At 56.0% G+C, this 26,800-nt stretch carries 28 protein-coding genes and 1 tRNA gene; 13 read left to right on the top strand and 16 right to left on the bottom strand.

Annotated features, from left to right (window positions below):
* Positions 1–112: 112 nt before the first annotated feature.
* Complete coding sequence (locus tag A0U94_RS06170; protein WP_077803877.1) at positions 113–1,288, top strand: HpnL family protein; 1,176 nt, start codon at positions 113–115, stop codon at positions 1,286–1,288.
* Entirely contained in the window at positions 1,285–2,166 is an 882-nt protein-coding gene (locus A0U94_RS06165) for a prephenate dehydrogenase/arogenate dehydrogenase family protein (RefSeq protein ID WP_077802812.1), read from the top strand. The genes A0U94_RS06170 and A0U94_RS06165 overlap by 4 nt, the downstream gene beginning before the upstream one ends.
* Positions 2,167–2,221: 55 nt before the next feature.
* Here A0U94_RS06165 and pyk read toward each other — a convergent pair whose 3' ends face one another.
* The 4 genes from pyk to A0U94_RS06145 all read right to left on the bottom strand — a co-directional run bounded on the left by pyk (position 2,222) and on the right by A0U94_RS06145 (position 5,833).
* On the bottom strand, positions 2,222–3,652 hold the full coding sequence (pyk, locus tag A0U94_RS06160) for a pyruvate kinase (RefSeq protein WP_077802811.1): 1,431 nt from the start codon (positions 3,650–3,652) through the stop codon (positions 2,222–2,224).
* A 24-nt stretch (positions 3,653–3,676) separates the two neighbouring features.
* Positions 3,677–4,603, bottom strand: a complete 927-nt coding sequence (locus A0U94_RS06155) for an SH3 domain-containing protein (RefSeq protein ID WP_208611682.1) — start codon at positions 4,601–4,603, stop codon at positions 3,677–3,679.
* An 85-nt stretch (positions 4,604–4,688) separates the two neighbouring features.
* Positions 4,689–5,066 (bottom strand): DsrE family protein, encoded by a 378-nt coding sequence (locus tag A0U94_RS06150; RefSeq protein ID WP_062031931.1) that lies wholly within the window; start codon positions 5,064–5,066, stop codon positions 4,689–4,691.
* Positions 5,063–5,833 carry a HesA/MoeB/ThiF family protein gene (locus A0U94_RS06145; RefSeq protein WP_077802809.1) on the bottom strand — a complete coding sequence of 257 codons (771 nt, stop codon included), beginning with the start codon at positions 5,831–5,833 and terminating at the stop codon, positions 5,063–5,065. The genes A0U94_RS06150 and A0U94_RS06145 overlap by 4 nt, the downstream gene beginning before the upstream one ends.
* Positions 5,834–5,936: 103 nt before the next feature.
* Here A0U94_RS06145 and A0U94_RS06140 point away from each other — a divergent pair, with 103 nt between their 5' ends.
* Complete coding sequence (locus A0U94_RS06140) at positions 5,937–6,458, top strand: DUF2939 domain-containing protein (RefSeq protein ID WP_077802808.1); 522 nt, start codon at positions 5,937–5,939, stop codon at positions 6,456–6,458.
* Positions 6,459–6,462: 4 nt separating this feature from the next.
* Here A0U94_RS06140 and A0U94_RS06135 read toward each other — a convergent pair whose 3' ends face one another.
* The gene (locus A0U94_RS06135) at positions 6,463–6,687 is read right to left on the bottom strand and encodes a DUF3126 family protein (protein ID WP_062107861.1); all 225 of its coding nucleotides are present in this window, start codon (positions 6,685–6,687) and stop codon (positions 6,463–6,465) included.
* 188 nt (positions 6,688–6,875) lie between these two features.
* On the opposite strand from A0U94_RS06135, the gene A0U94_RS06130 reads away from it, so the two are divergent.
* Positions 6,876–7,475, top strand: coding sequence for a hypothetical protein (locus A0U94_RS06130; RefSeq protein WP_062031915.1), 600 nt, complete (start codon positions 6,876–6,878; stop codon positions 7,473–7,475).
* 48 nt (positions 7,476–7,523) lie between these two features.
* On the opposite strand, the gene A0U94_RS06125 is transcribed toward A0U94_RS06130, so the two are convergent.
* Genes A0U94_RS06125 through A0U94_RS15685 form a run of 6 tightly spaced genes read right to left on the bottom strand, consistent with a single transcriptional unit; the run spans position 7,524 to position 14,759 of the window.
* Entirely contained in the window at positions 7,524–8,222 is a 699-nt protein-coding gene (locus A0U94_RS06125) for a pyridoxine 5'-phosphate synthase (protein ID WP_077802807.1), read from the bottom strand.
* Complete coding sequence (gene pdxA, locus A0U94_RS06120; protein ID WP_408735623.1) at positions 8,219–9,223, bottom strand: 4-hydroxythreonine-4-phosphate dehydrogenase PdxA; 1,005 nt, start codon at positions 9,221–9,223, stop codon at positions 8,219–8,221. Before pdxA ends, A0U94_RS06125 begins: the two co-directional genes overlap by 4 nt.
* A gap of 2 nt (positions 9,224–9,225) precedes the next feature.
* Positions 9,226–10,650 carry a M20/M25/M40 family metallo-hydrolase gene (locus A0U94_RS06115; RefSeq protein WP_167369361.1) on the bottom strand — a complete coding sequence of 475 codons (1,425 nt, stop codon included), beginning with the start codon at positions 10,648–10,650 and terminating at the stop codon, positions 9,226–9,228.
* Between the two features lie 59 nt (positions 10,651–10,709).
* Positions 10,710–13,802 (bottom strand): glycosyltransferase, encoded by a 3,093-nt coding sequence (locus A0U94_RS06110; protein WP_077802804.1) that lies wholly within the window; start codon positions 13,800–13,802, stop codon positions 10,710–10,712.
* A gap of 48 nt (positions 13,803–13,850) precedes the next feature.
* A complete protein-coding gene (locus A0U94_RS06105) occupies positions 13,851–14,372 on the bottom strand; it encodes a protein-export chaperone SecB (RefSeq protein WP_062031901.1) in 522 nt (173 codons plus the stop codon).
* A 12-nt stretch (positions 14,373–14,384) separates the two neighbouring features.
* Positions 14,385–14,759, bottom strand: a complete 375-nt coding sequence (locus tag A0U94_RS15685) for a hypothetical protein (protein WP_149026706.1) — start codon at positions 14,757–14,759, stop codon at positions 14,385–14,387.
* Here A0U94_RS15685 and A0U94_RS06100 point away from each other — a divergent pair.
* The 5 genes from A0U94_RS06100 to A0U94_RS06080 all read left to right on the top strand — a co-directional run bounded on the left by A0U94_RS06100 (position 14,743) and on the right by A0U94_RS06080 (position 17,849).
* Positions 14,743–15,084, top strand: a complete 342-nt coding sequence (locus A0U94_RS06100; RefSeq protein WP_062032194.1) for a LapA family protein — start codon at positions 14,743–14,745, stop codon at positions 15,082–15,084. The genes A0U94_RS15685 and A0U94_RS06100 overlap by 17 nt on opposite strands.
* 8 nt (positions 15,085–15,092) lie before the next feature.
* The gene (gene pyrF, locus A0U94_RS06095; protein ID WP_077802803.1) at positions 15,093–15,803 is read left to right on the top strand and encodes an orotidine-5'-phosphate decarboxylase; all 711 of its coding nucleotides are present in this window, start codon (positions 15,093–15,095) and stop codon (positions 15,801–15,803) included.
* Positions 15,800–16,456, top strand: coding sequence for a phosphoribosylanthranilate isomerase (locus tag A0U94_RS06090; RefSeq protein ID WP_077802802.1), 657 nt, complete (start codon positions 15,800–15,802; stop codon positions 16,454–16,456). The genes pyrF and A0U94_RS06090 overlap by 4 nt, the downstream gene beginning before the upstream one ends.
* Positions 16,457–16,474: 18 nt before the next feature.
* Positions 16,475–16,565: transfer RNA gene (locus A0U94_RS06085), tRNA-Ser, on the top strand.
* 156 nt (positions 16,566–16,721) lie between these two features.
* Positions 16,722–17,849: a tyrosine-type recombinase/integrase gene (locus A0U94_RS06080; protein WP_077803876.1), complete on the top strand. Its 1,128-nt coding sequence runs from the start codon at positions 16,722–16,724 to the stop codon at positions 17,847–17,849.
* A gap of 26 nt (positions 17,850–17,875) precedes the next feature.
* Here the strand turns inward: A0U94_RS06080 and A0U94_RS06075 are convergent.
* The 4 genes from A0U94_RS06075 to A0U94_RS06065 form a co-directional block, all read right to left on the bottom strand.
* A protein-coding gene (locus tag A0U94_RS06075; protein WP_149026621.1) for an IS3 family transposase occupies positions 17,876–19,007 on the bottom strand; the annotation gives its coding sequence in 2 pieces (ribosomal slippage) (positions 17,876–18,761 and positions 18,760–19,007; 1,134 coding nt in all).
* Between the two features lie 573 nt (positions 19,008–19,580).
* A complete protein-coding gene (locus tag A0U94_RS15675) occupies positions 19,581–20,876 on the bottom strand; it encodes a hypothetical protein (protein WP_149026703.1) in 1,296 nt (431 codons plus the stop codon).
* 435 nt (positions 20,877–21,311) lie between these two features.
* Complete coding sequence (locus A0U94_RS06070) at positions 21,312–22,625, bottom strand: M1 family metallopeptidase (RefSeq protein WP_208611681.1); 1,314 nt, start codon at positions 22,623–22,625, stop codon at positions 21,312–21,314.
* Positions 22,626–22,785: 160 nt separating this feature from the next.
* On the bottom strand, positions 22,786–23,364 hold the full coding sequence (locus tag A0U94_RS06065; protein WP_077802800.1) for an aminoglycoside phosphotransferase family protein: 579 nt from the start codon (positions 23,362–23,364) through the stop codon (positions 22,786–22,788).
* Between the two features lie 134 nt (positions 23,365–23,498).
* Between A0U94_RS06065 and A0U94_RS06060 the strand changes: the two genes are divergently transcribed.
* The 3 genes from A0U94_RS06060 to A0U94_RS06050 are packed head-to-tail and all read left to right on the top strand — an operon-like array spanning position 23,499 to position 24,864.
* Positions 23,499–24,137: a tyrosine-type recombinase/integrase gene (locus A0U94_RS06060; protein ID WP_077802799.1), complete on the top strand. Its 639-nt coding sequence runs from the start codon at positions 23,499–23,501 to the stop codon at positions 24,135–24,137.
* Positions 24,138–24,145: 8 nt separating this feature from the next.
* Entirely contained in the window at positions 24,146–24,484 is a 339-nt protein-coding gene (locus A0U94_RS06055) for a type II toxin-antitoxin system Phd/YefM family antitoxin (RefSeq protein WP_181015904.1), read from the top strand.
* Positions 24,481–24,864: a type II toxin-antitoxin system VapC family toxin gene (locus A0U94_RS06050; protein WP_077802798.1), complete on the top strand. Its 384-nt coding sequence runs from the start codon at positions 24,481–24,483 to the stop codon at positions 24,862–24,864. The genes A0U94_RS06055 and A0U94_RS06050 overlap by 4 nt, the downstream gene beginning before the upstream one ends.
* A gap of 78 nt (positions 24,865–24,942) precedes the next feature.
* On the opposite strand, the gene A0U94_RS06045 is transcribed toward A0U94_RS06050, so the two are convergent.
* Positions 24,943–25,725 carry a helix-turn-helix transcriptional regulator gene (locus A0U94_RS06045; RefSeq protein WP_077802797.1) on the bottom strand — a complete coding sequence of 261 codons (783 nt, stop codon included), beginning with the start codon at positions 25,723–25,725 and terminating at the stop codon, positions 24,943–24,945.
* 101 nt (positions 25,726–25,826) lie between these two features.
* Between A0U94_RS06045 and A0U94_RS06040 the strand changes: the two genes are divergently transcribed.
* Complete coding sequence (locus tag A0U94_RS06040) at positions 25,827–26,582, top strand: class I SAM-dependent methyltransferase (protein ID WP_077803875.1); 756 nt, start codon at positions 25,827–25,829, stop codon at positions 26,580–26,582.
* Positions 26,583–26,800 lie beyond the last annotated feature (218 nt).

The raw sequence follows: 26,800 nt of genomic DNA, 5'->3' as shown, positions 1-26,800 counted from the left end.
ATCAGCTGATGGTTGCAATTTATGACAGCATAATCCTCCCGGCTTTTCGGGGAAAGCGTCTGCGAGGGTGGAATATTAACGATACCTGCGATAGATCGTGTGCAAACGGCATGTGACGAAGACGTTGAAAAAAACTCTCCCTGTTCTCCTTTCCCTTCTCGGGGTGGCCCTGTTCACCTTCATTGCGGCCAGAGCCGGTATCCATCCTGTCATGGAAGCGCTCTCCAAAGTCGGGCTTGGTGGCTTTCTGCTTCTGGCGGCCTGCCAGCTTGTAGTGGACGTCGGGCTCGGGATCGCCTGGCACGCTGCGGTCCCCATTCTGGGCGTCAAGCGCCTGATGGGTGCGCGTCTTGTCCGGGACAGCGCCGGAGCGTGCCTGCCCTTCTCCCAGCTTGGCGGGATGGTGATTGGTGTTCGCGCAACGATGGCGGGCATTGATCCCAAGACCGAGCAGGGCGAAAATCTTCACTGGCCCGAAGCCGTGGCGGCCAATCTCGTGGATATCACGACGGAAGTGCTCGGACAGATCGCCTTCGTGCTGATCGCCCTGCTCTGCCTTATCGGTCATCACGACGCGGCCAGATTTGTCTGGCCGCTCATTGGCGGGATGGCGTTGCTTAGCCTCGGAATTGCCGGTTTCATCTGGACGCAGCAGCGTGGCGGCGCGACGGTCCGCAAGGTTGCGACATTCCTGGGGCGGCATATCGCTGCGGAGTGGCGTGACTCACTCATCGGAAATACCGAGGCTTTTCAGTCTCGTCTGGAAGGACTCTGGAGCCGCCCTGACCGGATTTCTCTGGGTGCGCTTTGTCATCTGGTATGCTGGACAGGCAGTGCTGCCATGACGTGGCTGGGACTTCAGCTCCTTGGCGCACATGTCGGATTTTTCTCGTCTGTCGCCATTGAGGGTGTGGTTTGCGGCATCATGTCGGCAGGGTTTCTGGTCCCGGGGGCGCTCGGCGTTCAGGAAGCCGCTTATGTCGCACTTGGCATGATTTTCGGTGTCGATGCGGAAGTGTCGCTCAGCCTTTCGCTGCTGCGACGCGGTCGGGATATTCTGATCGGTATTCCGGTTCTGTTGATCTGGCAGGTCGTTGAGATGCGGCGTCTTCGTCATGAACGCCCGAAGGCAAGACCGGAAAACGAACCGACCTCGCCCTCTCTTCGCAAAAAGGTCATTGCGCCAGCCGTGACCGCTCTTGCAGGAAACATCAAGAAAGAGACGGCCTCCCGGGATGGTAAAACGTCAGAAGACAGCTCTTTCGCCACAGCGCCACGCGTTTTATGACGCCGCTTTTCAAATCCCTTTGCGTCGTTGGTCCGGGACTGATTGGCTCTTCCGTCCTTCGTCGCGCCAGGGAGACTGGCACGATTGCCGGAACCCTGATCGCAGCGGATACGAGGCCGCGTGTTCTCGAACGGGTGCGTGAGCTTGATATTGCCGATGTCATAACGTCTGACCCAGCCGTTGCGGCACAGGCAGACTGCGTCATGATCTGTGTTCCCGTCGGTGCGGTTGAAGACGTCGCGCGGCAGGTTTTGCCTTATATGAAGCCCGGAAGCATCCTCACAGATGTAGCTTCAGTGAGGGGGCAACTCGGACCAACGATTCACGCGATACTGCCCGAAGGCATATCCTATATTCCGGGCCACCCTATGGCTGGGACAGAGCATTCCGGGCCGGACGCTGGTTTTTCAACCTTGTTTGAAGACCGATGGGCGCTGCTTGTGCCACCTGAAGGCTCCGATCCGGAAGCGATCGCAAAAATCGAGGCCCTCTGGAACCTGTGTGGCGCCCGGACGAAAACCCTGTCTGACGAACAACACGATCAGATCTGCGCCATGGTGAGCCATCTGCCGCATCTTCTGGCCTTCACGATCTGTGATACCGCCGACAACCTGTCTGACGAAATCCGCGCTGCCGTGCTGGATTATGCGGCGTCAGGGTTTCGTGATTTTACACGGATTGCCGCGTCAGACCCGGTCATGTGGCGGGATATTTTCCTTGCCAATCGCGAGGCGCTTCTGGGTACGCTGGACAGGTTTATGGCCGATACGCAGGCCATGGCGGATGCAATCCGCAACGGCGATGAGGCGGCCATAACCGGCAGGATTGAACGTGGGCGCGCCATCCGCCGAACCCTGATTGAAAACCGTCAAGCCTAAGATTATTCAGGGATGAGCCTGCTGCCGGGCGTATGTCCGACAGCAGGTTGTTACATCAGGCCGTAACAACACGCAGGGTGTTGGTGCTTCCGGAATGGCCATAAGGCAGACCGGCGAGAACCAGAACCCGGTCTCCGGCCTTGCAGAAGTTCAGGCTCCGTGCGAGCTCTGCGGCCGGTCCGGCCAGATCCTCAATGCCATGAGCTGTCTGTTCCCGATCCACAACATGCGGGAATGTCCCCCATACGATGCAGAGGCGACGCGCGACGTCCAGTTCTGGCGTCAGGGCAATGATCGGGCAATGCGGCCGCTCACGCGCCATGCGCATTGCTCCGCCGCCGCCACGGGTATGGGATGCAATCACACCCGCATGGAGTGTGCGGCTGACCTGCCAGGCGGCCTGAACAATCGCGCACTGGACGGTCTCGTCCGGTGTGGGACGCAGACGGTCCATGCGGATGCGCCATTCGTGATCCTGCTCGACCCGCTCGGCGATCCGCACCATCATTGACACGGCCTCAAGCGGATATTTGCCAGCGGCACTTTCCGCAGACAGCATGACCGCATCCGCACCGTCATAAACGGCATTGGAGACGTCAGAGACTTCGGCGCGTGTCGGGGTCGGGCTTTCGATCATGCTCTCGAGCATCTGCGTCGCCACGATCACCGGACGGCATTGTCTGCGGGCTTCGGCAATTGCGCGCTTCTGGGCAACAGGGACTTCCTCGGGCGGGAGTTCGACACCGAGATCACCGCGCGCCACCATGAGCGCATCTGAAAGATGTACGATGGCTTCAAGGTTATCCATCGCCTGAGGCTTTTCGAGCTTGGTAACGATCGCTGCGCGGCCGTTCGCAATATCGCGCGCTTCCTGAACGTCTTCCGGGCGCTGCACAAAGGAGAGAGCCACGAAATCGACACCAAGCGACAGAGCGAAATCGAAGTCGCGGCGGTCTTTTTCGGTGAGCGCCGGAATAGGGAGTGTCACGTCGGGAACGTTGACGCCCTTGCGCTCGGACAGTTTGCCGCCGACCACCACGACTGTTTCGAGAAAGCCGTCTCCTACCGTCACGACACGCAGTTTGAGCTTGCCGTCATCCAGCAGAAGGTGGCTTCCCGGCTTCGCAGCGGAAATAATTTCCGGATGCGGCAGGCAGACCCGCGAAATCGTGCCCGGCGTACGGTCCAGATCCAGCCGGAACGGCTTGCCTTCCTCCAGGATCACTGGGCCATTTTCAAACACGCCAACGCGTAGTTTGGGGCCCTGAAGATCCGCAAGGATTGCCAGCGGATGCCCGACCTTCTGCTCGGCGGCCCGGATAGCGGCATGACGCTCGCCATGATCTTCATGGGCGCCATGGGAGAAATTGAGCCGGAAGACATTCACACCGGCCTGCGCCAGAGAAAGGATCATCTCGGGGGACGATGAAGCCGGCCCCAGTGTAGCGACGATCCGCGTGCGGCGGTGATGGGAACTCGATGTCATATACGGCGTCCTCGATCGAAAAAATCAGTTTGGTTGAATCGTCTCGCCCGGGAGCAGGCCCCAGAAAAGACGGCGTGGCAGCCAGCCGTCGTAGCCCTTCACGCTGACATGGCACCATTGGGAGTTCTGCGGGCACAACTTGATGTTGCCCACCGTTCCCTGCTCCAGAACCGCGACCACGGTGCTATCTTCTTCCGGATGACTCATAAGAAGCACATCATTTTTGTGTGCCCTCGCCTCGTCCTGTGTTGCGACACGGGCAAGGATCCGTGCATCGGCCTTGCCGATATGGTCGCCTTCCTGTGCGCTCGCCTCGCCGGTCTGGGCTTTCACACCTTCGGGAGGAAGGCCCGGAATCACGAATGTGCGGCTTCCATACAGCGTTGCCTGATGGACCCAGCCTTTCTGGCCGTCGGAGTCCTCCACGAGCCGCCAGACATCGAATTCCCGTTCGATCTGCACCGGAAGGCCGCGCCGATGATAGACCCAGTCGATCGGATAACGGTCTCCGGGCCCACGACGCATATAGACCTTGTCAGCCCGGAGCGCGGCGTAGCGCGGCAGGGGCAGGCCTGTATTGCTGCCTTTGTCCGTGTTTTCGGGCCCAGGAGGAACAGCCGGTGTCGCCGCCTGATCCGCAGCTGCTGCCGTGGAAGCCGCTGCTTCTGGGGCAGCCGCACCAGCGGCCACAGGAGCAGCATGTTTCAGTGCGGCATGATGGGCCGCCTTGTGTCGCGGGGCCGAAGATGACGGCTTTGCTGCGTCGGCCTTATGGTGCTTTTTCGCAGAGGCGTGTTTGTCCGCAGGCTTTGCTGCGCTCTCTGCGTGCTTTTTGTGATGATGCGCCGCCTGCGCGCCGGGAGCAGCGAGCAGGATCGTACCGGCCATAAGCGCGCAAAGAACAGTGGACGGGCCTGTGGAGGAACGCGGAAGGAAGACTGACATTCTCATGAGCGCATCCCTGCCAAGGGCCGACGGTTTGGGCAAGTCATCAAAACGGGAAAGACATCCTGAACCCGTAATCTTTAAGGAAAACTTACAGCGCAAGGAGCGGATTGTCTCCCGCCAGTTCGAGAAAGCTGACAATTCCTCTTACTTCCACCCCCGCCAGAAGGTCTTTCGTAGTCAGTCCGGCCATTATGAGGCCGGTTTCACAGGCCATAACGGTCGCGCCAAAGCCGAGCACTGCCTCCCGGAGTTCGCCGAACCCTGCAATCCCCTTGGCCTCAAGCACGTTATCGGCAATGGTGCCCTGAAGTCCTGAGCAATCCGTCGTCAGGGCCAGAACGCTGCGGCCGCCCGCGAAAAGCGTGACATGACGACCCAGCGAAAGCGCACCTGCCGCGACAATCATCGCGTAATGAGCACGCTGCCACGAATCATCCGCCAGCGTCAGAAACATAGGGCGGCTCATGCTTTCACATTATCCTCAGGATGTGCGAGGCAATGGGGATCGCGATTGAGCGTAAAACCGTTCATCGTTCCTGACAGCGCGTCCCACATGCTTACCCGCGTTTCATCACATCCCTCAAGGTCCATGATTTCGCGCATGACCTCGACCGCCATCAAACTGCCCATAACTCCCGGGGCGGCGCCCAGCACACCGGACATTCCACAATCCGGCGCAGCTGTCTGTTCGGCTTCGGGGAACAGACAGCGATAACAGGGACCACCCTTCTGAGGCCTGAATACGGCGAGTTGGCCTGAAAACCCCTGTACAGCCCCCGAAACCAGAGAGCGCCTGTGCCTGACGCAGGCATCGGAAACTGCAAGCCGTGTGGGGAAATTGTCGGTCCCGTCACAGACGAGATCATATTGCGGGACGAGGTCATCAAGCGTCGCTTCCGTCGCACGTACCGGGTAGGAACTGATTTTGACCAACGGATTGAGCGCCCTCAGGTGTCGGGCTGCGGCCTCGACCTTGAACAGCCCAAGATCATCCGTCCCATAAAGAACCTGCCGCTGCAGGTTGCTCAGTTCCAGATGGTCATGGTCCATGATCCCGATATGTCCAATGCCCGAAGCGGCAAGCTGCTGAAGCAACGGGGCTCCGAGGCCGCCTGCACCGACCACGAGCACGGAGGCCTGTCGAAGCAGTGCCTGTCCTGTCGCGCCAACCTGCGGCAGCAGGATGTGGCGGGAATACCGTTCCAGTTCCTGGTCGGAAAAATTCATGTCCATGCAATGATGATAATTGCTGACTTTCACTCTTGAAAGACGTTAGCGTCATTATCGTCCGTCACCGCGCAGGTTGTGCCCGCGGGACCCGAGACAGGGGAATATCATGAGAAAAGGATTTCGCAGCGCCATGCCCCGTGCATGGCAGGGGCTGGGCGTTACGGCCGGTGCCGTTCTGGCCGCCTATGCCGTGTCCCCTTATCTTGCCCTGTGGGATATCGACCGGGCCCTGCACGGAAACAATGCGTCGCGTCTGGCGCCGCATGTGGACTGGTCGTCGCTAAGCCACTGTCTGAAGGAACAGTTCACACCAGCTGTTCCTGCCGATGATGACCTGCCTGGCTTCGGCAGTTCCTTTGCCGGGCAGGTTGTATCCAATGCGATTGATACCCGTCTGACACCCGCGACGCTAATGACAACAGCCCATCAGGTGATGCCGCATGAGGCGTCGACCTCAGGCTGGCTCGGGACGTGGCATGCCGTGCATACCCATTTCGTAAGCCCCGGAAAATTCGAGGCCAGCCTCGATCAGCCGGGGCAGACACCTTTCGTCCTGCATATGAAATTCGAGCACTGGGGCTGGAAGATCACACGATTCGAAATGCCGGCCCCGGCGCACGCGGCCTGAAAATTCAGGCCGCCGGAAGATCTTCTTCCAGAACCGTGATGTGAATGGCGTAGGAAACCTCGCCCTCGTCTTCATCGCGATGAACCGTTCCGATAACTTCTCCGGACACGGCCAGTTCAACGCTCATGCCCTTGCGGCTCGGCTTGTTGACAGTCAGTTTCGGAGAGCCCAGCAGGCGCTGGAGCGTGGTCTGGAGGCGTGTCACCTCGGATAGGGTCATATCGGCCATTGGTGGCATTCCTGTGCTGCAAGGGAACTGCCCTGTAACCCATCGACACGCACAAAGGAACCCGCCTCCTCTATCCCCGTCAGGGATGCTGTTGTAGAAACCGGGCACTTCACATGTGATTGTGACCTGTTCGTCATGAATCGTTCAGGGTCCGCAGTCTGCTCCCCCTTACGCGCAAAGGAGACATGATGCGCCCGGTTTTCCTTCGAATGATCGTTGCCCTGACCTCCACTGCCGCCCTTTCGGGATGTGGGTATTTTGATTCCCGGAACGCCCACAAGGCGCAGTATGAAATGATCGGGATGACCAGCTACGACCTTCAGTCCTGCGCGGGTATTCCGGCCAGCACGAAGAAGCTGAACGATACGACCGAACTCTGGCAGTATGACGGAAGCATGGCGCTGCCGACCATGCCTGCTGATTCGGGATTTATTCCTGTCCAGTCCGCAATCAGCATTTACCAGTCTGCTCTGGGCGGCGGCGGGACGACCTGCCGGATGCTGGTCCGCGTGGATCATGACCGGGTTTCGGAAGTCCATTACACCGGCAATGACGATGAATATATCGGAACGGACGGCATCTGCTCCATCATCACGCGAGGCTGTGCCCGCCAGCGTGAATCGACGATGCGCCGTGTGAATGCAGGGCCGTTCGGGCCTGTGTCGGCTTTCCATCCGCCGCGTACCCCACCCCAGAGCGGTACGGCCACCTATTCCGATCAGTCCGGAAAATACGTTCCCAAATTCAGCAAGGACGACACTCAGCCGGTTATCCAGCCGGTCAAGTGAGCCTGAAAAGGGGTCGGGACAGTCTTTGTCCCGGCCCCTTTTTTTTGTTCAGGAGTTTATCAGACGCTTCATTCTCTGAACGGCTGGCCCCAGGCCGTCAAAAATGGCCTGCCCGATCAGAAAATGGCCGATATTGAGCTCGGCAACGCCCTTCAGGGCCGCAATTGCTTCGACGTTGTCATAAGTCAGCCCATGTCCGGCATGAAGCTCCACTCCGCAGGCGACAGCCGTCTCTGCGGCCTTCCGCAGACGCTCCAGCTCGTGCCCGCCGCCCAGTGCATAAGCTCCCGTATGAAGCTCGACAACGGGCGCTCCGAGTGCTGCTGCCGTCTCGATCTGTCGCGTATCGGGATCAATGAACAGGGAAACCCGTATCCCGGCTTCTTTAAGTCGGACAATGCGGGGCGTCAGGGCTTCACGCTGTCCGACGACATCAAGCCCACCTTCGGTTGTGACTTCCTGTCGGCTTTCCGGAACCAGACAGCACGCATGGGGACGAAGCTCACAGGCGATCCGGACCATTTCGTCTGTCGCAGCCATCTCGAAGTTCAGCGGTGCGGATAGTGCTCTCAGGCGCGGCATGTCGGCGTCACGGATGTGGCGACGGTCCTCCCGCAGATGTGCCGTGATCCCATCTGCGCCTGACGCAATGGCCAGTTCTGCCGCCGCGACTGGATCGGGAAACGTACCGCCTCGTGCGTTTCGCAATGTCGCGACGTGATCAATATTCACACCAAGCCGGATCATGATTTTTTTCCTTCCCGATAAGCACTCATCCCGTCCGCCAGACGGATGGCGGCCAGAAGACTTGAGACGTCGGGGCGGCACGTCTCCGTCACAGGGCCTGCGATATCGAATGCCGTGCCGTGATCGGGCGATGTGCGGATCAGAGGCAGTCCCAGTGTCACATTTACGCCGTGCGCCATATCGAGCGTTTTGAGCGGGATAAGCGCCTGATCGTGGTACATGCAGATGGCGACATCATAGGTTGGCCGGGCCGTGTCGCTGAACATCGTGTCAGGCGGGAACGGCCCCAGACAGTCGATCCCCCGCGCGCGAAGTTTCTCGATCGCAGGCCGGATGATCGTAATTTCTTCTTCTCCCATCAACCCCTGTTCACCGGCATGAGGGTTGAGGCCCGCAATCGCCAGACGTGGGGTCAAGATCCCGAAATCACGCTTCAGGGCTGCATTTGCGCTCTCCGCCACGCTTACGATGCGATCGGTCGTCAGCGTTTCCAGAGCCTTTCGCAGCGAAACATGCACCGTGACCGGCACGACTCTGAGCTGGGGCGAGACCAGCATCATGATCTCGTCCCCGGGCATGTCGCAAAGCGCCGCCAGAAACTCCGTATGACCCGGATACGGAAAGCCTGCCGCTGCAAGAACATGTTTGGCAATCGGGTTTGTCACGACGCCGCCAGCCCGGCCAGCAAGTGCGTATTCAACAGCCAGACGGATGCTGCTGATCGTGGCTGCGGCATTGCGTGGATCAGGCTGGCCCGGAATCACGGCTGCCTCGCAGAAAACCGGCAAAACGGGCAGGCTGACGGCGAAAACCGCGTCCGCTTCTTCCGGCGTTTCAATCCGGGTGACGGGTACTGCGGCCTCTATCAGACGCGGATCGCCAAGCCAGAAGAACGTCCCCTCCCCTGAATGCCTGAGGCTGCGCCAGGCTTGCGCCGTAAGCTGGGGACCAATACCCGCAGGATCACCCAGTGTCAGTGCAAGGGGGCTGGAGGGGCGCATCATCAGCCTGCTTTAGCGAGCGCGGCCAGAACCCGGACCCAGGAGCGGATTCCCTTGTGAAAAGAGTCCAGCCCGTACTGCTCGTTTGGGGAATGGATCCGGTCGTCATTCTGGGCAAAGCCGATCATGAGGGCATCCAACCCGAGTGCATCCCGCACTTCACCGGCCACGGGGATGGAGCCACCCGATCCGACCATGGCGGCGGGAACGCCCCATTCATCCGTCAGAGCCTGCAGCGCCGGGTTCAGAAACCGGCTGTCACGGGAGACTTCGAAACCCGGAGATCCGCCATGCGCCGTAAAGGTCACGTGTGCGTCTGCAGGCAGGGCTGCACGGATATGGGCGCGGAATGCTTCGCGGATGCGATCCGGGTCCTGCCCCGGAACCAGACGGAACGAAACCTTTGCCATAGCCTTGGCAGGCAGGACGGTCTTGAACCCCTCGCCTTCATAACCGCCCGAAATTCCATTAATCTCGCAGCTGGGGCGGCACCATGTCTGCTCGATGGCGCTGTAGTTTTTCTCGCCCGCTGCAACCGACAGGCCTGCTTCCTCTAGCAGGGAGCTGTCGCCAGGAAAGAGCCTGCTCCACTGCGCACGAGTTGCGGGGGCAGGATCCTGAATGCCGTCATAGAACCCTGCAAGCGTCACACCGCCATCCGCGTTCCGCAGTGTAGCGAGAGCCTGACACAGAACGGCAATCGGGTTGGCCGCAGCGTTGCCATACAGACCGGAATGCAGATCATGGCTGGCGCACTGGATGACCACTTCATCCGCCATCATGCCGCGCAGGGACGTGGTGATCCCCGGTGTTTTCCGGTCGGCCATGGAGGTATCGCAGACAAGTGCGACGTCCGCTTTCAGCTCTGCGGCGTTTTCCTTGAGGAACGGGAGCAGGTTTGCACCGCCACATTCTTCCTCGCCTTCCAGCAGGACGCTCACCCGGACCGGAAGCGACCCCGTGACCTGTTTCCATGCCCGGCACGCCTCAAGGAAGGTCATGACCTGACCTTTGTCATCGCTTGCACCACGGGCAACGATCACCTGGCGGCCGGAAGGTTCCTCGACCAGACGAGGCTCGAAGGGAGGCGCAGTCCAGAGCGATTCCGGATCTGTCGGCTGAACATCATAGTGACCATAGAACAGGACATGCGGGAGGCTGTCATCCGCTGCCGATCGCTGATCGTGCCCGACAACCATTGGATGACCGGGAACTGACCACTGAACATCCCGAACATCCGCTTTCATGCCCAGCTGTTCGAGTTCGCGTTGCATCCAGTTTGCAGCCTTGCGGCAATCGGCGGCATGTGAGGGCTGAGTGGAAATGCTCGGGATACGCAGGATCTCGAAAAGACGTGAGACCGATGCATCCAGATTGGTGTCGACATTCTGAAGAACGGCATCAAGTTTCTCGGAATAGGCAGTCATCGTGTTATCCATGTTCAGGCTGGTAGATTTCCATGAAGTCGGGCGGCAGCGTCGTGTCTTCAGATGTTGCCCGCAGTTAGTCGACGTGGCTGTAGCCGGATCGGGGCCGGAGCAAAAGCTGTCTGAACTTCAGGGACTTTCTGCGGACGCAAAGGGGCGGTTGACGGTATCAGGGGCGTAGTGCCTGCCGCGACCGAAAGAACGTCTTTCAGATCCTCGTAGAAGCTCGAATGGGCGGCATCTGCGTCCATTACGGATTGCACCTGTCGGCTTATCGTATTCCACAGACCCACGTCCGTATACAGCCGGATGACGGCCTTGGCGAAGCGGTCGGGGTCACAAAATCCGCCTGACAGGCATGTTTGGCCGTCTTCCCATCCCAGTGTATGGCAGACGCTCTCCGAAAGGACTGAAGGCAACCCGGCAGCGGCGGCATCCAGAACTTCCCGTGGGGCGGCTGCCAGCACGCGCGCGGGCTCCACGAGAATACGACGGGATCTGTAGAGCGCCGTCAGATCGGCTTCTTCGGGAAAGGCTTCCAGCCGACGATATCTTGTAAAGGCTGAAAGGTCGATCTGCTCGGACCGGTACCCTGCCAGGAGAACGGTGGCCTCCGGCGGAAGGTCACGGTCCAGTTTTGAAAGGACATCATGAATAAAGAAATGCAGACCGTCATGAACTGCATCGCCGCTTGTATGAACCGGAAGGGCCAGAAGGATGCCCGAGCGTTCTTCAAAGGACGGAGAGAGCATTGACGAAATTGGGGGGTGCCCAATGACGCGCATACTGGTCAGGCCGAGGGCTTCCAGATCCGCTTTCTCTTCCTCGTTTCCGACAACGACAGCCTGTGTCAGCCAGACCTGATCGGTATCCAGTTCCAGATCGTCCAGAAACAGGTCGCGGTCATTGAGAGCGCCGACGCGCCTGCGCAGATGCCTCTCTCTGGCAGGGCCTGCGTGAATATCCGCCACAATTCCGAGTTTTGGTAATGACCGGGAATGCTGTTGCAGGACCGGGGCTGCCTGCTGGAGTGTCTGCACCCCGCCGATCCAGACAGCCTCGAAACAGTCCGCGCGGTCTCGCAGAAAGCCCGGAAGTTCGGACAGGTCGCAGTCATCCATCAGTTCAATTTCAGGCGGGAAGTCCAAAGCCGTTGCCACACCGTCGTGAAGTGTGCCGTCCAGCGGAAAGACGGTTACCCGATATCCGAGCCGGCTGAGGCCGATCATCATATCCCGATGACGCAGACCAGGTGTTCCCAATACGGGATGAGGCAATTGCTGGCACAGGAACAGGATCCCTGACGTTCCAAATGCCGAGCGTGCCCGCATGAGGCTGGTTCCGGGCAGTGGCTGTCTGGAGAGTAACCCGGAAAAGCGGCGTTTCAGCCAGGATTCATTGCGCGCGCGCAAGTCCGCCGCGATTGCGGGTTCAGGCGGCGATCTGTCGATCACATCCGGATCGTAAAGGATTTTCCCACCTGCTTGTCGCAGGGAGAGACAGATCGCCAGCATCTCCGCTTCCGGGCCGATACCTCCCAGAGTGAGGTGATTATGGGTCCGCAAAGCAGACCGTCGGCAGAACAGAAGGCCGCCGGTAAAACCGTCTACCCACCGTCGGAAGGCAATTTCAGGCTCGTTGGCCCGCATACCAATCCCGAAAGGCGTAAAGCCCGCATTTCTCCAGATGACGCTTCCAGCCTCCCGGACCCGTCCATCCAGCCCCAGGGACTGTCCGCCTACCGCCCAGACCTGTGGGTCTGCAAAGGCTTCAAGCGCGATCTTCAGGGCTCCGGGGAAAGGCTGGACACCGGCGGAAACCAGCAGGACGATCTCCGCCCGGGCAAGTTCAAGACCAAGCTCCCTCTGTTCAGCGTGAGTGGTACGGTAAGGAGGGCGGACGATGTGGACCCCGCGCACAAATCTTTCGATCTGTGCGGTTTCGTCCGTAGAGCCGGCATCGACCAGAATGACCTGAAGATTGCGGTCATTATTCGCATGGAGTGCCGCAAGAGTAGAGAGTGTTTCCTGAAACTGGTTTGAAACAGTCAGGATAACTGTGATGTCCGGCGCCGTGACCGGTTGAAAATCCAGTGGTGCACGGACCAGCGATGGAATGAGGGTCTGAGCCCGCTGAAGATCAAGTAACTGGTACTGTTCTTCCGATGCCTCCAGCGCTTCGTCCGGCGTGGGGCTCCCTTGAGACTGGACCCAGAGGGCAAAAATGTCCGGGATATGAGGCTGGCGCAACAGGCGCTGTATTCCGCTCTGCCTCAGGAAGCCCGCGAGATCGACCCCCGCCTGCGGCTGACGTTTTTCTGAAATTCCGAACCGGATAAAGTGTTCGTAACCGTTTCGGAATCTCCCTTGGGTCACAACTTCGCCAACATCGGGATAATGTTCGGCATAGAAAGCTTCACTGAACCACGGATTGGGATCGAAGGCTGTCGGGTTTCCATTCGTCAGGTAATGATGGAGTGGGCTCTGGTAGCGGTTGTTCTTCAGATCTTCGATTACGTCCGGATAACGGCTCAGATACCATTGCGGGTCAAAATACCATGAGCTGCGTCGACGCCCGGCAGACGAAAACCTGATGAACTGGACGAAATCCCCAATTGCGAAATCATAGTGCTGCCGCTCGGTCATGCTGGCGGCACGGAAAACTTCGGGATCAAAAAACGCGTGGGATTTGCGGTGCTCCTGATCGCCTATCGCAAGGTAATGATCGTAACCGTTACAGAACCCCTGTGACTTGAGAACATGAGGACTCAGATCCGGATTGCAGCTGAAGTAGTTCTCTTCAGAAAACAGCCAGTGTGGAGAGCGGCTCCGAAACCCACTTTCGCAATAATGAAGGAAACCGCTGTCAAAAATCCCCAGACGGATCCCTTCACGGACGTCCGGGTTCTGGCGGAGATACCATTCTTCATCGAAGAACCGGTTGGGAGAAAATCCAGCTCTGGCACCATACTGTTTCCAGTGACGTTCCAGCCCTTCGTCGCTCAGATCTAGCTCGGACGCATCCGCTCCGTCCCTGGCCTCCTGCCGCAGCCGCTGTCCATAGCGCGTCCGATACCATTCTGGGTCAAATGCAGCCCAGAGCGGGGGGCGGTCTCCAGCAAAAGCCGGGGATTCAAGAATATGATCTTTCATTGACGCTGAACCCTCTGGAGTCACCCGCTGAACGCCGTTATCCCACCTTTATCGCTGCTGGGCGCGCCGGCTCTGCCAGAGCGAATGAAAATCTATGGGCTGGATGTTCGGTGAGGGAAATCCCGCCTCGCGGATCGTATTCAGCAGAACGCTTCGTGCAGGAGGGAACAGGAAACGCGGTGCCTCAACCAGCAGCAGGGGCTCGATCGCATCCTGCGGAATGCGTCCCGTCAGGCCGAACAGACCCGCGTAAGCCAGACTGATTTCGTAAAGTACTCTGGAGGTAGGTGCGTCCTGTGTCGGCGCATTCTCGAAACCCTGCGCCCGAATGACCAGGCTGACTTCAAATGTCGGCTGATCTCCAAGCTGGCGTCCCGTGACATCCACCGTCATGCCGATATGGGGCTGGGACGGAAGGTCGCGGTAGACATCCGGGGTGTTCTGGACATCAATGGTCAGAGTGCGAAGATACTGCGATCCAACAATCAGGGATGAGGAAGAAGGCAGGGAATCCGATACATCAAGGCTAGCCGGACTGCCCGTCACGGTATCGGTGTATGTCTGATCCATTGGCTTGCATCCTCATGCGGTCATCACCTGCTTCATTCCGTATTGCACTGAAATGCAATGAAATGTGGCACCCGGCACTCTGTCACGATGTTTCAGTTTTGACCAGCGGGGCGATTTTAGAGGCGCCTTTCGAGTAGAGTATTCTTTCCAGAAAAACACCGGGTTTCCGGAAAAAGTGGAAGGTCTTCTTTCCTCACTCGTGCAGTCATGGATCTTCTGCGATATGCTGGGAATGATATCGCCATCCTGCACAAGGTCAGCACTGGCGCATGATGCACGCCGCGACAGGACATCATGATTGCTGACAGGGAAACATTCTTCCAGCCCGCACGCCTTGTTGCGCTGCAGACAGCACGATAGGACCATGTTCATGCTCAGATTGCTCATTCTCGTTATTCTTCTTGCGGTCCTGATCGTCTTTGCCCTGAGCAATACGGATCTGGAACCCATCTGGCTGGTCTCTTTTGGCTGGCATCTGTCGATCGGAACGCTGGTCCTCGGAGTGGGCGTAATCGCGCTTCTGTTCGGCTTCCTGATCGGCCTTATCGGCGACATGCAGCAGCGTTCGCGCGCGCGTCGGGCCGAGCAGCATGTCCGCACACTGGAAAGCCAGCTGGTTGAGCTTCATCAGCGTCTCGACCGTCTGCAGAACCCGACAGCCCCCCTCTCCTCTTCCGGCGCTTCTGCCGTTTCTTCAGAGCCAAAGGTCTGATCTCCAGCATGTCACGCCGCACACGACTGATCGCAGCCCTCGATACCGCCTCGCGCACTCAGGCCCAGCACTGGGCAGATACCCTGAAAAATGACGTCGACGCCATCAAGCTCGGTCTCGAATTCACCTATGCCTGCGGGCTGGACGCCGTAAAGGCAGTGTCCGAGGGACATCGGCTGTTTCTGGACCTGAAGCTGCACGATATTCCTCATACGGTCGCGTCAGGCCTTTCCGCACTTGCTCCATTGAAACCGACCCTGACGACCATCCATGCCAGTGGTGGGGTGGAAATGATTTCGCGTTCCAGAGACGCTCTGGAAGCCGCCTTTCCCGAACAGGCACAGCGCCCCAGACTGCTCGCGGTCACCGTCCTGACCAGCATGAATGCCGCAGGTCTGCTTGAGACCGGCGTAGATGCGACGCCTCAGGAACAGGTGCTCAGGCTCGGTAAACTGGCTATTCAGGCCGGAGCAGATGGCCTGATCTGCTCCGCACACGAAATAGCCCCTCTGCGCGATGCCCTGGGTGATGACCCCATCCTCGTTGTCCCCGGCATTCGTCCTGCGGGTAGCGCAGCGGACGATCAGAAACGGATCATGACGCCCGTTCAGGCCGCCAAAGCAGGAGCTGACTGGATTGTCGTAGGCAGGCCCATCACGAAAGCCGCCGATCCCGTTCTGGCCGCCAGAGCCATCATGGCAGACCTCGCCAGCGCATGACGGGCGTCAAGATCTGTGGCATCCGTGATGTCCAGACGATGGAACTCTGTACCCGTCTGAAAGTGGACTGGGTCGGATTCGTGTTCTGCGAAACCTCCCCCAGAATTGTGACTGCCGATCAGGCATCACGATTGCATCAAAGTGTACCATCTACGAAGGAAAACGGTCCGCTGCGGGTGGGCCTTTTCGTCAAGGCAGACGACGGGTTGATCGAACAAGTTCTCCAAGCGGTTCCACTCGATATCCTTCAGATTTACGATACTGCTGACCGCGCGCTCGAAATCCAGTCCCGCTTCGGACGTCCTGTCTGGCGGGCCTGCGGTATTGCCTCACGTTCTGACCTGCCGACAGATCCGAAACTGTCAGGATATGTTATTGAAGCCCCGAAACAGCCACAGGATTGCCGTCCGGGCGGGCTCGGCCGTACCTTTGACTGGTCGTTGACACAGAATTGGACGCCTCCTTCATTCTGGATGCTCGCCGGCGGCCTGACCCCCCGGAATGTCCAGAACGCGATTCAGGAAAGTCAGTCCCCGGCAGTAGACGTTTCTTCAGGGGTTGAATCGTCCCCCGGCTGCAAATCTGCTGAACTGATTGAAAAATTTGTCGCAAATGCCCGAAAGGGACTTGATCTGACGTCAAACCTTTCGTAAACACCGCCTCGCTCGACAGGAGAGATGGCCGAGCGGCTTAAGGCGCACGCTTGGAAAGCGTGTGTACGTTAATAGCGTACCGTGGGTTCGAATCCCACTCTCTCCGCCAGCATATATATTCCATACCTATCCATAGCGGTCTTTTTAGCATTGGAATGGCAGTTTTATGCCATTTGATGCTATCCATGCCGATCCATGGCGAACCTTTAAGCTCGTCGTACGAGGGGGTAGATATGGGGGTATTAAATCAGCGCTGGGGGTATCGATGCTAACCGATGTCCAACTCAAGCGACTCGATATTAGAGATAAGGCATATAAGGTCTCAGATTCCCGAGGCTTGTTTGTTCTTGTTCAACCAAACGGTTCTCGTTTATGGCGGATGAAATACCGCTTTGGTGGACGTGAAAAGCTTCTCTCTTTCGGTATTTATCCTGAGGTAACCCTTGCAGCGGCCCGCAAGGCGCGTGATGCAGCCCGCCTTGAATTGCAAGCCGGTCGGGATCCTTCTCTCAGTAAAAAGCAACGGCAAGCCGAGGCGCAAAACTGTGATCGCCAGCTCAAGGTTGTTGGTGAGGCCTGGCTTGCTTCACAACGCGACCGCTGGACGGATCGCCATTATGAAGACGTCGCTACGAGCCTAGAGCGTTTTGTTTGGCCTGCGCTGGGAAAGGTCAATCTTGACGACATTACGCCTCCGATGGTGTTAGAGATTGTTCGCAAGATTGAGGCCGCACGAGCTAAAGAAACGGCGCGTCCGGTACGACAACGGTTGAGTGCAATCTTTCTGTTCGGTATAGCCCATGGTCTGGGAAGCATGGACCCGGCCGCGGTGATAAAGGGCGCCCTTGCACCGCTAAAAAAGGGACACCAGCCAGCAATCACAGATCTTGACGATTTGCGTAAATTGTTTCGGAGTGTCGAAGCACTTCCAGCTCACCCCGTCACACTGCTCGCGTTGCGCTTCCTCGCACTGACTTGCGCGCGCCCTGGAGAAGTTCATGCTCTTGCCTGGCATGAAATCAGTAGTGATGGGCAGACATGGATCGTGCCGCCAGAACGAATGAAAATGCGCCGGCAGCATGAAGTTCCTCTGTCTCGGCAGGCGCAGGAAATTCTTCAAGCAGTTCAAGTTCTGACGGGGCGCGGCACTATGGTTTTCCCCAATGCCCGTTGGGCCCATAAACCCATGTCTGAAAATGCGCTCAGTTATCTATTACAGCGCGCTGGATACGCTGGGCGACAGGTTCCTCACGGGTTTCGGGCATCTTTCTCATCCATTATGAACGAACGATGTCCGGCAGATCGTGCAATCATCGACTTGATGCTTGCTCATCTACCTCAAAATGCTGTCGAGGCGGCCTATAATCGTGCCCAACACCGCGTGGACTTGTGACGGTTTTGTGCCGGTATGTTATCCTGTTAGGCGGCTTTAGCCTCGAAAGCGAGTGGGCTGATGCTGCCGAGATATGAATGGCGCCGTCGCGGGTTGTAGAAGCCGTTGACGTACTGGAAGATGGCGGCAGTTGCCTGCTGCCGTGTGGGCCATGTCTGTCGCCAGAGCATTTCGGCCTTCAGGCTCTTGAAGAAGGTCTCTACGGCTGCATTGTCGAAGCAGTTTCCCCTGCCGGACATGGATGGCATCATCCTGTATTCCGTCAGTTTCTTGTGGAAATCGTGTGAGCAATATTGACTTCCACGATCAGAGTGGAAAATACAGCCAGGCGATGGATCGCGCAGTCGCACAGCCATATCGAGCGCTTTGATTGCAAGGTCCTTCTTCATCCGGTCGCTCACGGCCCAGCCAATGACGCGTCGGCTGAACAGATCGATGACGACAGCCAGGTAAAGCCACCCCTCGTTTGTCCAGATGTAGCTAATATCGCCTGCCCATTTCCGGTTGGGAGCGTTGGCCACGAAATCGCCGTTTAGAACATTGGCTGCAACACCAAGGGAATGACGGCTGTCGGTTGTGACTTTGTGACGACGGGTGCGCACTGGACGGATCCCATTGAGTTTCATCAGACGCCCTACACGACGTTCGCCGATATCGAGCCCGGCCTCCTTGAGTTCCTTTGTCATCCGAGGGCGACCATAGGTGGAGTTACTCAGGACAAAATGCTCCCGGATATGCGCCAGGGCCTTCAAGTCGATGCGTTGGCGCAGGCACACCGGCCTTACCTTCCACGCCCGATAGCCACGCGTTGAGACCTGCAAAACCTGGCACAATCTTTCGATGGACCAGTCATGGCGGTGCTCACGGATAAAGGTGAACCTCACGTCTTTTGGCTCGCGAAGAACTGCGTAGCTTTTTTAGGATCTCCCTCTCCTCCCGAAGAACGCGGTTTTCCAGGCGAAGACGCTCGTTCTCCCGAGCCAGATCCGTCTGCAGTTCAGGCACTGGCAGTTCGACCGTCCGATACTGCGAAATCCAGTGTCCCAATGTCGATTTGCCAATCCCCAGATCCGCCGCCACGCGGGTCCGTGACAAACCGCTGTTCAAGGCAATCCTTACCGCCTCACGGCGAAATTCTTCTGTGTGCGTTACAGCCATGGTTCCGTGCCTCTCTTGATGCGAGCATAAAATGCTCAGTGCACCGGCACAAAACCGTCACAAGTCCACAACCTGGCTGACGGCCCCCACACCGGTCGCTCTGCAGCTCCAGAGACCGTTACAAGAGGCATCCCTTCAGGTTCTCTGAACAGGCAAATGTCTAGGCGGTTTTTCCCTGAGATCCGCAAAAATCTTTTCGAGGCATGGTCCACAGACGCTCGTTTACGGCAAAGGCGGCCTCTGGAAAGACAGTCCGATCGTCTCTGGCGCTCTCTGCGAGAGACATTTTAGCTCACCTAGGCCTGTAACCATTTCTCGGTGTCGCGGCTGATTTGGGGGGTAAGCGGAAGGTCAGTTATCGGGAAACGATAACCGAAAGTAGCCATTCGCAACATTTAGATTCGTGGCACCTACCGACCAACTCAAGCCGTTCCGGTGCGGCCGATGGAATGTCGGCTAATGCCGGAACCGGCCTCCTACAAACGCTTTATCCATGCATTAAAAATCCAAAGAAGCCACCATAATTTTAGTTTCCCAAAACATACAAGCCAAATTACTAGTCAGATTCATAAATCAAACAAAATCTGTACTTCCAGCTATTAAAACTTTTCTTGCAACAAATTGTACGAGATCAATATCGTGCAGAAGGCTTTCGGCATCATCTGAAAATGGTAAGATCATTTTCACTGATTCTTCTTCGGAATGCTCATTCTTTGTATGAACAATTTTACATCGGATGTCATAGATTCGATCTGCTACGTCGTTCCTAAGATCTGTTTGCTTATTAGAAACGGGAATATTGTGATATCCAGAGGATTTGCTTGCAAAATATTTTGCCCTGTCAGAACCTTCTTCAAAAAAAGATCGAACTTCTTCTGTCGCAAGGCACTCGTTGATTACTGCCCGCAATTGCGATCTCTCGCTACCTAATCCATTAGCTTTTGAAATCCGAATTGCAGAAATGAGCTGATCTAGATCATCATCATTATGGGAACGAAATGTCGGATTTTTGACGATGCTTCCCACTCTCCGTCGCGCTTCATTCTGGGAATACCGCGGGAAATAGAATTCTATCGATTGATAGAAGCCTAGAAACTGAAGAAGGGGCATGTCTCGTGCGCTTTTTGCATACATAAAAAGCGACATAGAATCTTCATTGTAGCAAGATTTCGGATAGATGAGTTCAATGCCTTGCTTTTTCCGTGGAAGTGGCAATCTTTGCCGCTGCCTTTCTCTTTCCAGAATAAATGTTGAACCGATCAAACCGTCAATTTGAAAAAATAAACTGCTTGAGTAAGATCTTAGTTCGGACAATGCAGCATCGTGCTGAGATGCGCGAATATTACGCATTTTAATACTAAATCGTGACCCGCGAATGCCAGAAAGTATGTTAAACTGATTTGAAGACGGTCCTATTTCAATTGTTGGCCTGTCGTTACTTGTTTCATTTGGTTTCAATTCGACAGTTTGAAGTTCAGATTCAGAAAATATTTCAATATTCAGCAATCTACGAATAATAGATGAAGGAATTATCCTTGTTGCGCGAATGCCGGCCTCAATTGTTCTATCTTTATAACAGCAAATGGCTTCGTAACCCGAGAGAAATCGTTGATTTTCGAAATCAATAGAAAGCAATCTGTCAGCTTTATCTTCACCAAATATATTTATTCTTCTTTTTGATCTCCCAGATTGCAAAAATACAATCCCGAATTTATCTCCATAAGGATCTATCTCTTCAGAAAATTCAATATTTGCTTTTTTGCATCGCTCTTTGATAAGGGTCAGTTTTTCGGAAAGTGCGCTGGCCTCTGCTTCCGTCTCGGGGATGTTGGATTCGTCTTCATCTAAAACTATTGGCTCACCTGACATGCCGCACACCCCAAAATTGTACAAATTCGATTGCTAATCGATACAGATATAATTCGACTAGTCGAGTTATTATCATGTTCAGCCATTTAAAAATTTTTATATTCAGACAGGTCGACTACTCGCAAAAATTCATAGATGGATGAACAATGGCCGTTAAGGACTGCCCAGTCTCGGACATTCCGGAAACGATCGGCTAAACTTTGGGATGATAAAGGTTGGATAGGAACCCGCCATTCCCACGCTCGCCCGCGAACGACGGGTTCGTCCCACAGTCGGTCTATCAGAGGCCGTTTAGCAATGTCGGCTTTCGGGCAATTATCAGAGCTGCTTTGATGCCCGAAATGAGGCGAATGCTGCCTGTCTGCTCAGTAAAAATAGAGGACTGGGAAGCGAATAATCTGCTTTAACTTGATAGGAGTCCTATCCGCGGGTGTTCTATTTGGTTTTTTGGTAAATTGACTGTCGGGCGGTATTGCCTCCGTTTCCAAAAACCCATTGAACGAAAATATTATGCAGGTTTTTGCCGCTCGCAGCTTCCATCGCCCGTTCCAGGTCGATACTGGTAACGGTTCCACCGGCATGAGCCCGAGTGTAATCCCGCAGACCTTTCCAGAAAGCAGCGTCCCCTAGGGTATCTCTCAGGTACGCCATGAAGATGGCTCCCTTGTTGTACTGTATTGCGCGACGGATGCTTAAACTTGGATAAGGTCCGCTCCATGTAAGAGGCTCATCAAAGCCTTGAGATTTTATTTTATCCCATCGACGCTGCGAAACTGCGAGTTCTGCATCATAAGCCGCGTGACCGTAGCGATACTCTTTCCATGCCGCAGTCATGAAGGTCGTAATTCCTTCATTGAGCCAGAAATCGTTTAAGGTTTCACATGTAATGAGGTTTCCCCACCACTCATGGGTCAGTTCATGAACGATAACCCAGTCGTCGGCAGGATCATTGTGATTTTTTGGGAGCTCGTCTGCCCCGATAACTGAATAGGTTGCCGCTTCCTGCGCTTCGTTTCCACTGACCAGTATCTGCGTATATTCCGTAACTGGAAGTGGCAGACCTGCCTTGTCCGATAAGAAGCGGACCATTTCAGGTGTTGTTGCAAAATGCTGCTTTAATACGGCTTTATCGACCGCATCACTGAGATAGGTTAACTTTACGGTTCCGACGTTTTCGCTGACGCTGGCGAAGTGGCCAACTGCAAAGCCATACAAATAGGATGAGTACGGTCGTGGCGCCTCCCAACTCTGTATTTCGCTTCCGCCTGGCCCTGGTCTTTTTGAAACGAGCTTCCCAATTGATGCGGTCTGCATTCCGGCCGGAACCTGAAGTTCGAGGGAAAACGCTGCCTTATTGCTGAACTTGTCCTGCAGGCAGACCATCCAGTCGCAGGCAAAATAGCTTGTATAAAGCGTGGTAACCGAGCGTGAGAAGCCTCGCTCGGGGCGCCCATGATAAGTAAGTTCGATCGTGACAGGGCTATTCTTTGCGAGCTTCCTCGGCATAGGAAAAACGATGCGATCAGCATCTGAAACTGGTGTGACAGGTAAGCCGTCTAGATTAGCCCTATCTATGACCAGCGCGTTGCCTGAGAATGCGATGCTATCGGGATAGCTCTCAGTAATATGAAGAAGAATTGTCTCAGAACCTGAAATGGTTCCATTTGTTAGGTCGGGTTTCAATTTCAGTTTGTAGTTTGTTACCTCGAAACCAGAACCAGGTATTGGGCTGGAAAAAGCGGGTTTCACAAGAAAGATTACGATTGAACATGCTATAATGGACCGCAATTTAGAAATTCCGTTTTGTGGTGATCGAGTATATTGAGATTTGCAAATGATGATTTCGTATGTGAAATTTTAACTTCGCAATATGTCCGGAATGAGGCTTAAGCGGCGCTTATGCCCCTTCTTAACCGAGCGCCTCAGATGCCAGATGCGCTACTGTCCGTTGAGTTTCCGGAGCAATCCCATCTTTGATAAACCAGACCGCCGACAGTCCGCTCCAGGCATGAATCCATCTCAGGAGCCTGACAGGCTCGATCCCCGCATGTGAGCTGACAAGCCTGATCCTGTGCCCGAACCTTTGTGGAGAAATAGCGTAGGGCCGTTCTGAATCCGCAAGATCAGGATTCAGAAATAAGGCCGCAAAATCAGCAGCCCGTTCCCCGTAAAGGCCCTTCGGGTCAATCGCACGCCAGCCTCGCGCCCCAAAATCCAGAACGTTGCCGTGATGGAGGTCTCCGTGCAAGGCGAGCTGCTCTTGTGGATCACTTAACAACCTTTGGGCCTGGCTGGCGCAGTTCTTCAGCCATCCTGCGCTGTGCGAGGACGGTTCGAGTAAGTCAGCAAACCAGCTTTTCAAAGATCGCATTTCTTCTTGCTGTAGTAGTGAAGCTGAATGCAGAAGTCTCGCTGTCTCACAAAGGTTCCGCGTCGCTTCATCGTCTAAACCAGCGTAGACGAGATCGGCGAGAGTACGACCGCTCACCGCTCATCTCGGTCATAAGCAGACCCGTTCAAGTTTTCCGGAAAGCGGACGGTCTGCAATAGTCCTCGTTATCCGCTGATATCCTCGTCCAGACTTCTGATTGCTGCATTTGCAGCTGATCAGGAGAAAGTATCATGGAAAAGAAAACACGTTTTCCATCGCCTACGCTGAAGGCGTCCGTGCCCTGGAATGCAGGAAAAATGGTTGGCGCCAAGCGGGCGCTCAAAGAAAAGCACGTCTGGGCTATTCGATTTTGGCTGGGGAGCGAACAGCGTATCAGAGACAAGGCTTTGTTTGATCTTGCTCTCGATAGCAAACTCAGAGGCTGCGATCTTGTCAGCCTTCGTATCGGCGCCCTCGTGACCAGCGGTCAGGTGCGTCACCGGGCTATGGTTGTCCAGCAAAAAACCCGGCGACCTGTGCAGTTTGAGATTACGGAAACGACGCGGGAAAGTGTGCGAACGTGGCTGGAGCATCGCGGTGGTGGCCTGAATGAGTATGTTTTTCCAAGTTGCCTAAGCGCCAAAGCTCATCTGAGCACAAGGCAATACGCTCGGCTTCTGGATCAATGGGTTCAGGCGGTGGGACTGATCCCCGGGGAATATGGAACTCATTCGCTCCGCCGGACTAAGGTTGCCATGATTTACAAACGAACCGGTAATATTCGAGCCGTGCAGATCCTGCTGGGTCATTCAAAACTGGATAGTACGGTTCGATACCTTGGGGTGGATGTAGAAGACGCTCTGGCACTGTCGGAAGCCACTGATCTCTGAAATCGAATATGCCTCAGGAATTCTCTACCTCCTCCTTCTGTGTACATGATATGATGACACATAAGGAGGAGACCATGAGCGAGCATCTTTCAGATAACGCAGCATCCCCACAGAAAATCGGTGTTCGGGAGTTCCGGGGAAACCTGACAGCTTATCTGCGTCAGGTCAGACAGGGCAGTACGATCCTCGTGACGTCTCATGATGAGGTTGTGGCTGAACTGCGGCCACCAGCTCCTTCCTATCGCCCTCGCCGACAGCCAGGAGCTCTTCGAGGACGAATCAGAATGAGCGAAGATTTTGATGAGACACCACCGGATATTCTTGAGAGCATGGAACGCGACCTGTGAAGGTTCTGCTCGATACGCATGCGTTGCTCTGGTGGCTTTCGGACTCCGACCGACTGGGTGAGAATGCACGGGAGATTATTGCAGATCCAGTCCACGATATTCTGGTGAGTATCGTGTCATTATGGGAGATTGCGATCAAAATCCGTATCGGAAAGCTGGATGCGGATATGAACGATATTCTGGCAGCCATTCCTGAAGAAGGTTTCTCTCTGCTGGGAATACAGCCCGAGCACCTGCAGATCCTGATGTCTTTGCCTCTGCATCATCGTGATCCGTTTGACCATCTCCTGATGGCGCAGGCGCGCGCTGAACACGCCACATTCCTTTCGGAAGACGGACAAATGGATCATTACCCCATTAAGCGAATACGCTGTTCGTGAAGCAGAAACTGCCGTCGTTCCGGTCGCATGCCGGGTAATTATTGAAAAACCGACATGTCCGGTCTGACTCCAAAATAGTTATCGTGGTTTCAATGCTACCAACTGATACTGCGGCCATGTCGTAAAAGTGAGAGTGGTCTGGTCAAAATCAACCGGGCCATCAATGGGATGATGGAATTTGCGGGGGCCACCTTCCCGCAGTAACACACTCTGATTGTGCCAGAGACGCTCAAAATCGGGGCTTCGAGATCGAAGCTCTTGTGCCAGTGCGTCCACCTGCTGTTTATCGCCACGAATGCTGACAGCCCGGAATTCCGCCAGCACCCGTCGTGCGCTGTTTTCCCAATTATCAAGGAACGTGCGGGCGTCCGGAGCAAGAAAGACGTAGCGCAGCAGATTGCGTTCTTTACCGTTCAGCCAACCGGCAAAAAGATGTCGGGCCGCATCATTGGCGGCGCGTGCATTCCACAGGGGATCGAGCACATAACAGGGCACTGCCATCTGCTCGGGAAAGATCCGGACCTCCTCGGGAAGGACTGATGCCATAGAAGGCCGCGACGCATCGGGGTCTTTCATTTGCGCGAGTTCGAACAGGTACAGGCGTTCAGCAGAGGACAGATGCAGGGCCGTGGCAATGCGCGCCAGTGTCGCCGCTGAGCAGGAAACATCGCGGCCCTGTTCGAGCCACGTATACCAGGTCGTGCTGATACCGCAGATCTGGGCGGCTTCTTCCCTCCGCAACCCTTTTGCCCGGCGGCGTCCTGGTAACGGGTGCAGACCAACATCCCCCGGTGAAAGGGTATCACGACGCGCACGAAGGAACGTCCCAAGGGCGCGGTGCTGTTCGGAGGAAAAACTCATGATGGTCGTTTTTATACCAGTATAAAGAAAGACCTTATTCCTGTTTTTTGCATCTGGCAGCCTGGACCGCAACGAGTCATGGAACGGCGGAGACAGAAAAGATGACGGAACCTTATGCGGCAAAGCACTATGCCGCACGGGCGCATGATTATGTGGCCAGCACGGTACACAGTCAGGGCAGCGATCTGGACAGGGTCGAAAACCTAGTAGCTGGCAGGGAAATTCGACGCGTTCTGGATATTGGTTGCGGTGGAGGTCACGTCACCTATCGGCTCGCCCCCCATGTCAGAGAGGTTGTCGCCTGCGATGTGACTGGTCCAATGCTGGATGCCGTAGCGCAGGAAGCAGCACGACAGGGACTGTCCAACGTCACGACCGTGCAGGCTCCCGCAGAGAATCTCCCTTTTAAGGACGGGAGCTTTGACGCCGTCTTCTGCCGCTTTACGACCCATCACTGGTCGGACGCAGTAGCAGGCCTGCGGGAAGCGCGACGTGTGCTGGCTCCGTCGGGGATGGCTTTATTCATTGATGTGACAGCCCCGCCGTCCGGTCTGCTGGACAGCTGGTTGCAGTCGATGGAACTGCTGCGTGATATCTCGCATGTCCGGGATTATACTGTGGCCGAATGGACGACCCTGCTGGGACAGGCGGGGTTTGTTCTTCAGAGCGTCGGAATACATCGTCTGCGCATGGATTTCGAAAGCTGGGTGGCGCGGACGAAAACACCCTCTGAACGGGTCGCGGCCATCCGCTCCCTGCAACAGGCCGCGCCGGATGATGTCACACGCTATTTCGGGATTGAGGCCGATGGCAGTTTCATGATCGACGTCAGCAGTTTTCAGGGGGTGCCATTGTAAGCGGACTCACGATTGTCGTGGGAGACAGCGTGATGTGTCGTCAACAGACTACATCGGCTTCGGGAATTAAGTAGACGGGCAGCTCTCGCCCTCTTGTCGGACGTCAGAGCGCGGCACGACCTTTTCTCGAAGCAGACGTGTCTCAGAGCGTGCAAGGATTGATCTCGGCCGATCCCGGCGCCGTTTAACCCGCGGTACGCCAAGGTGTCGGTCGTCGC

The organism is Gluconobacter albidus (genome assembly GCF_002005485.1).
Classification (GTDB): domain Bacteria; phylum Pseudomonadota; class Alphaproteobacteria; order Acetobacterales; family Acetobacteraceae; genus Gluconobacter; species Gluconobacter albidus.
The sequence above is the reverse complement of the archived record's forward strand: the minus strand, read 5'-3'. Positions and strand labels throughout refer to the sequence as shown.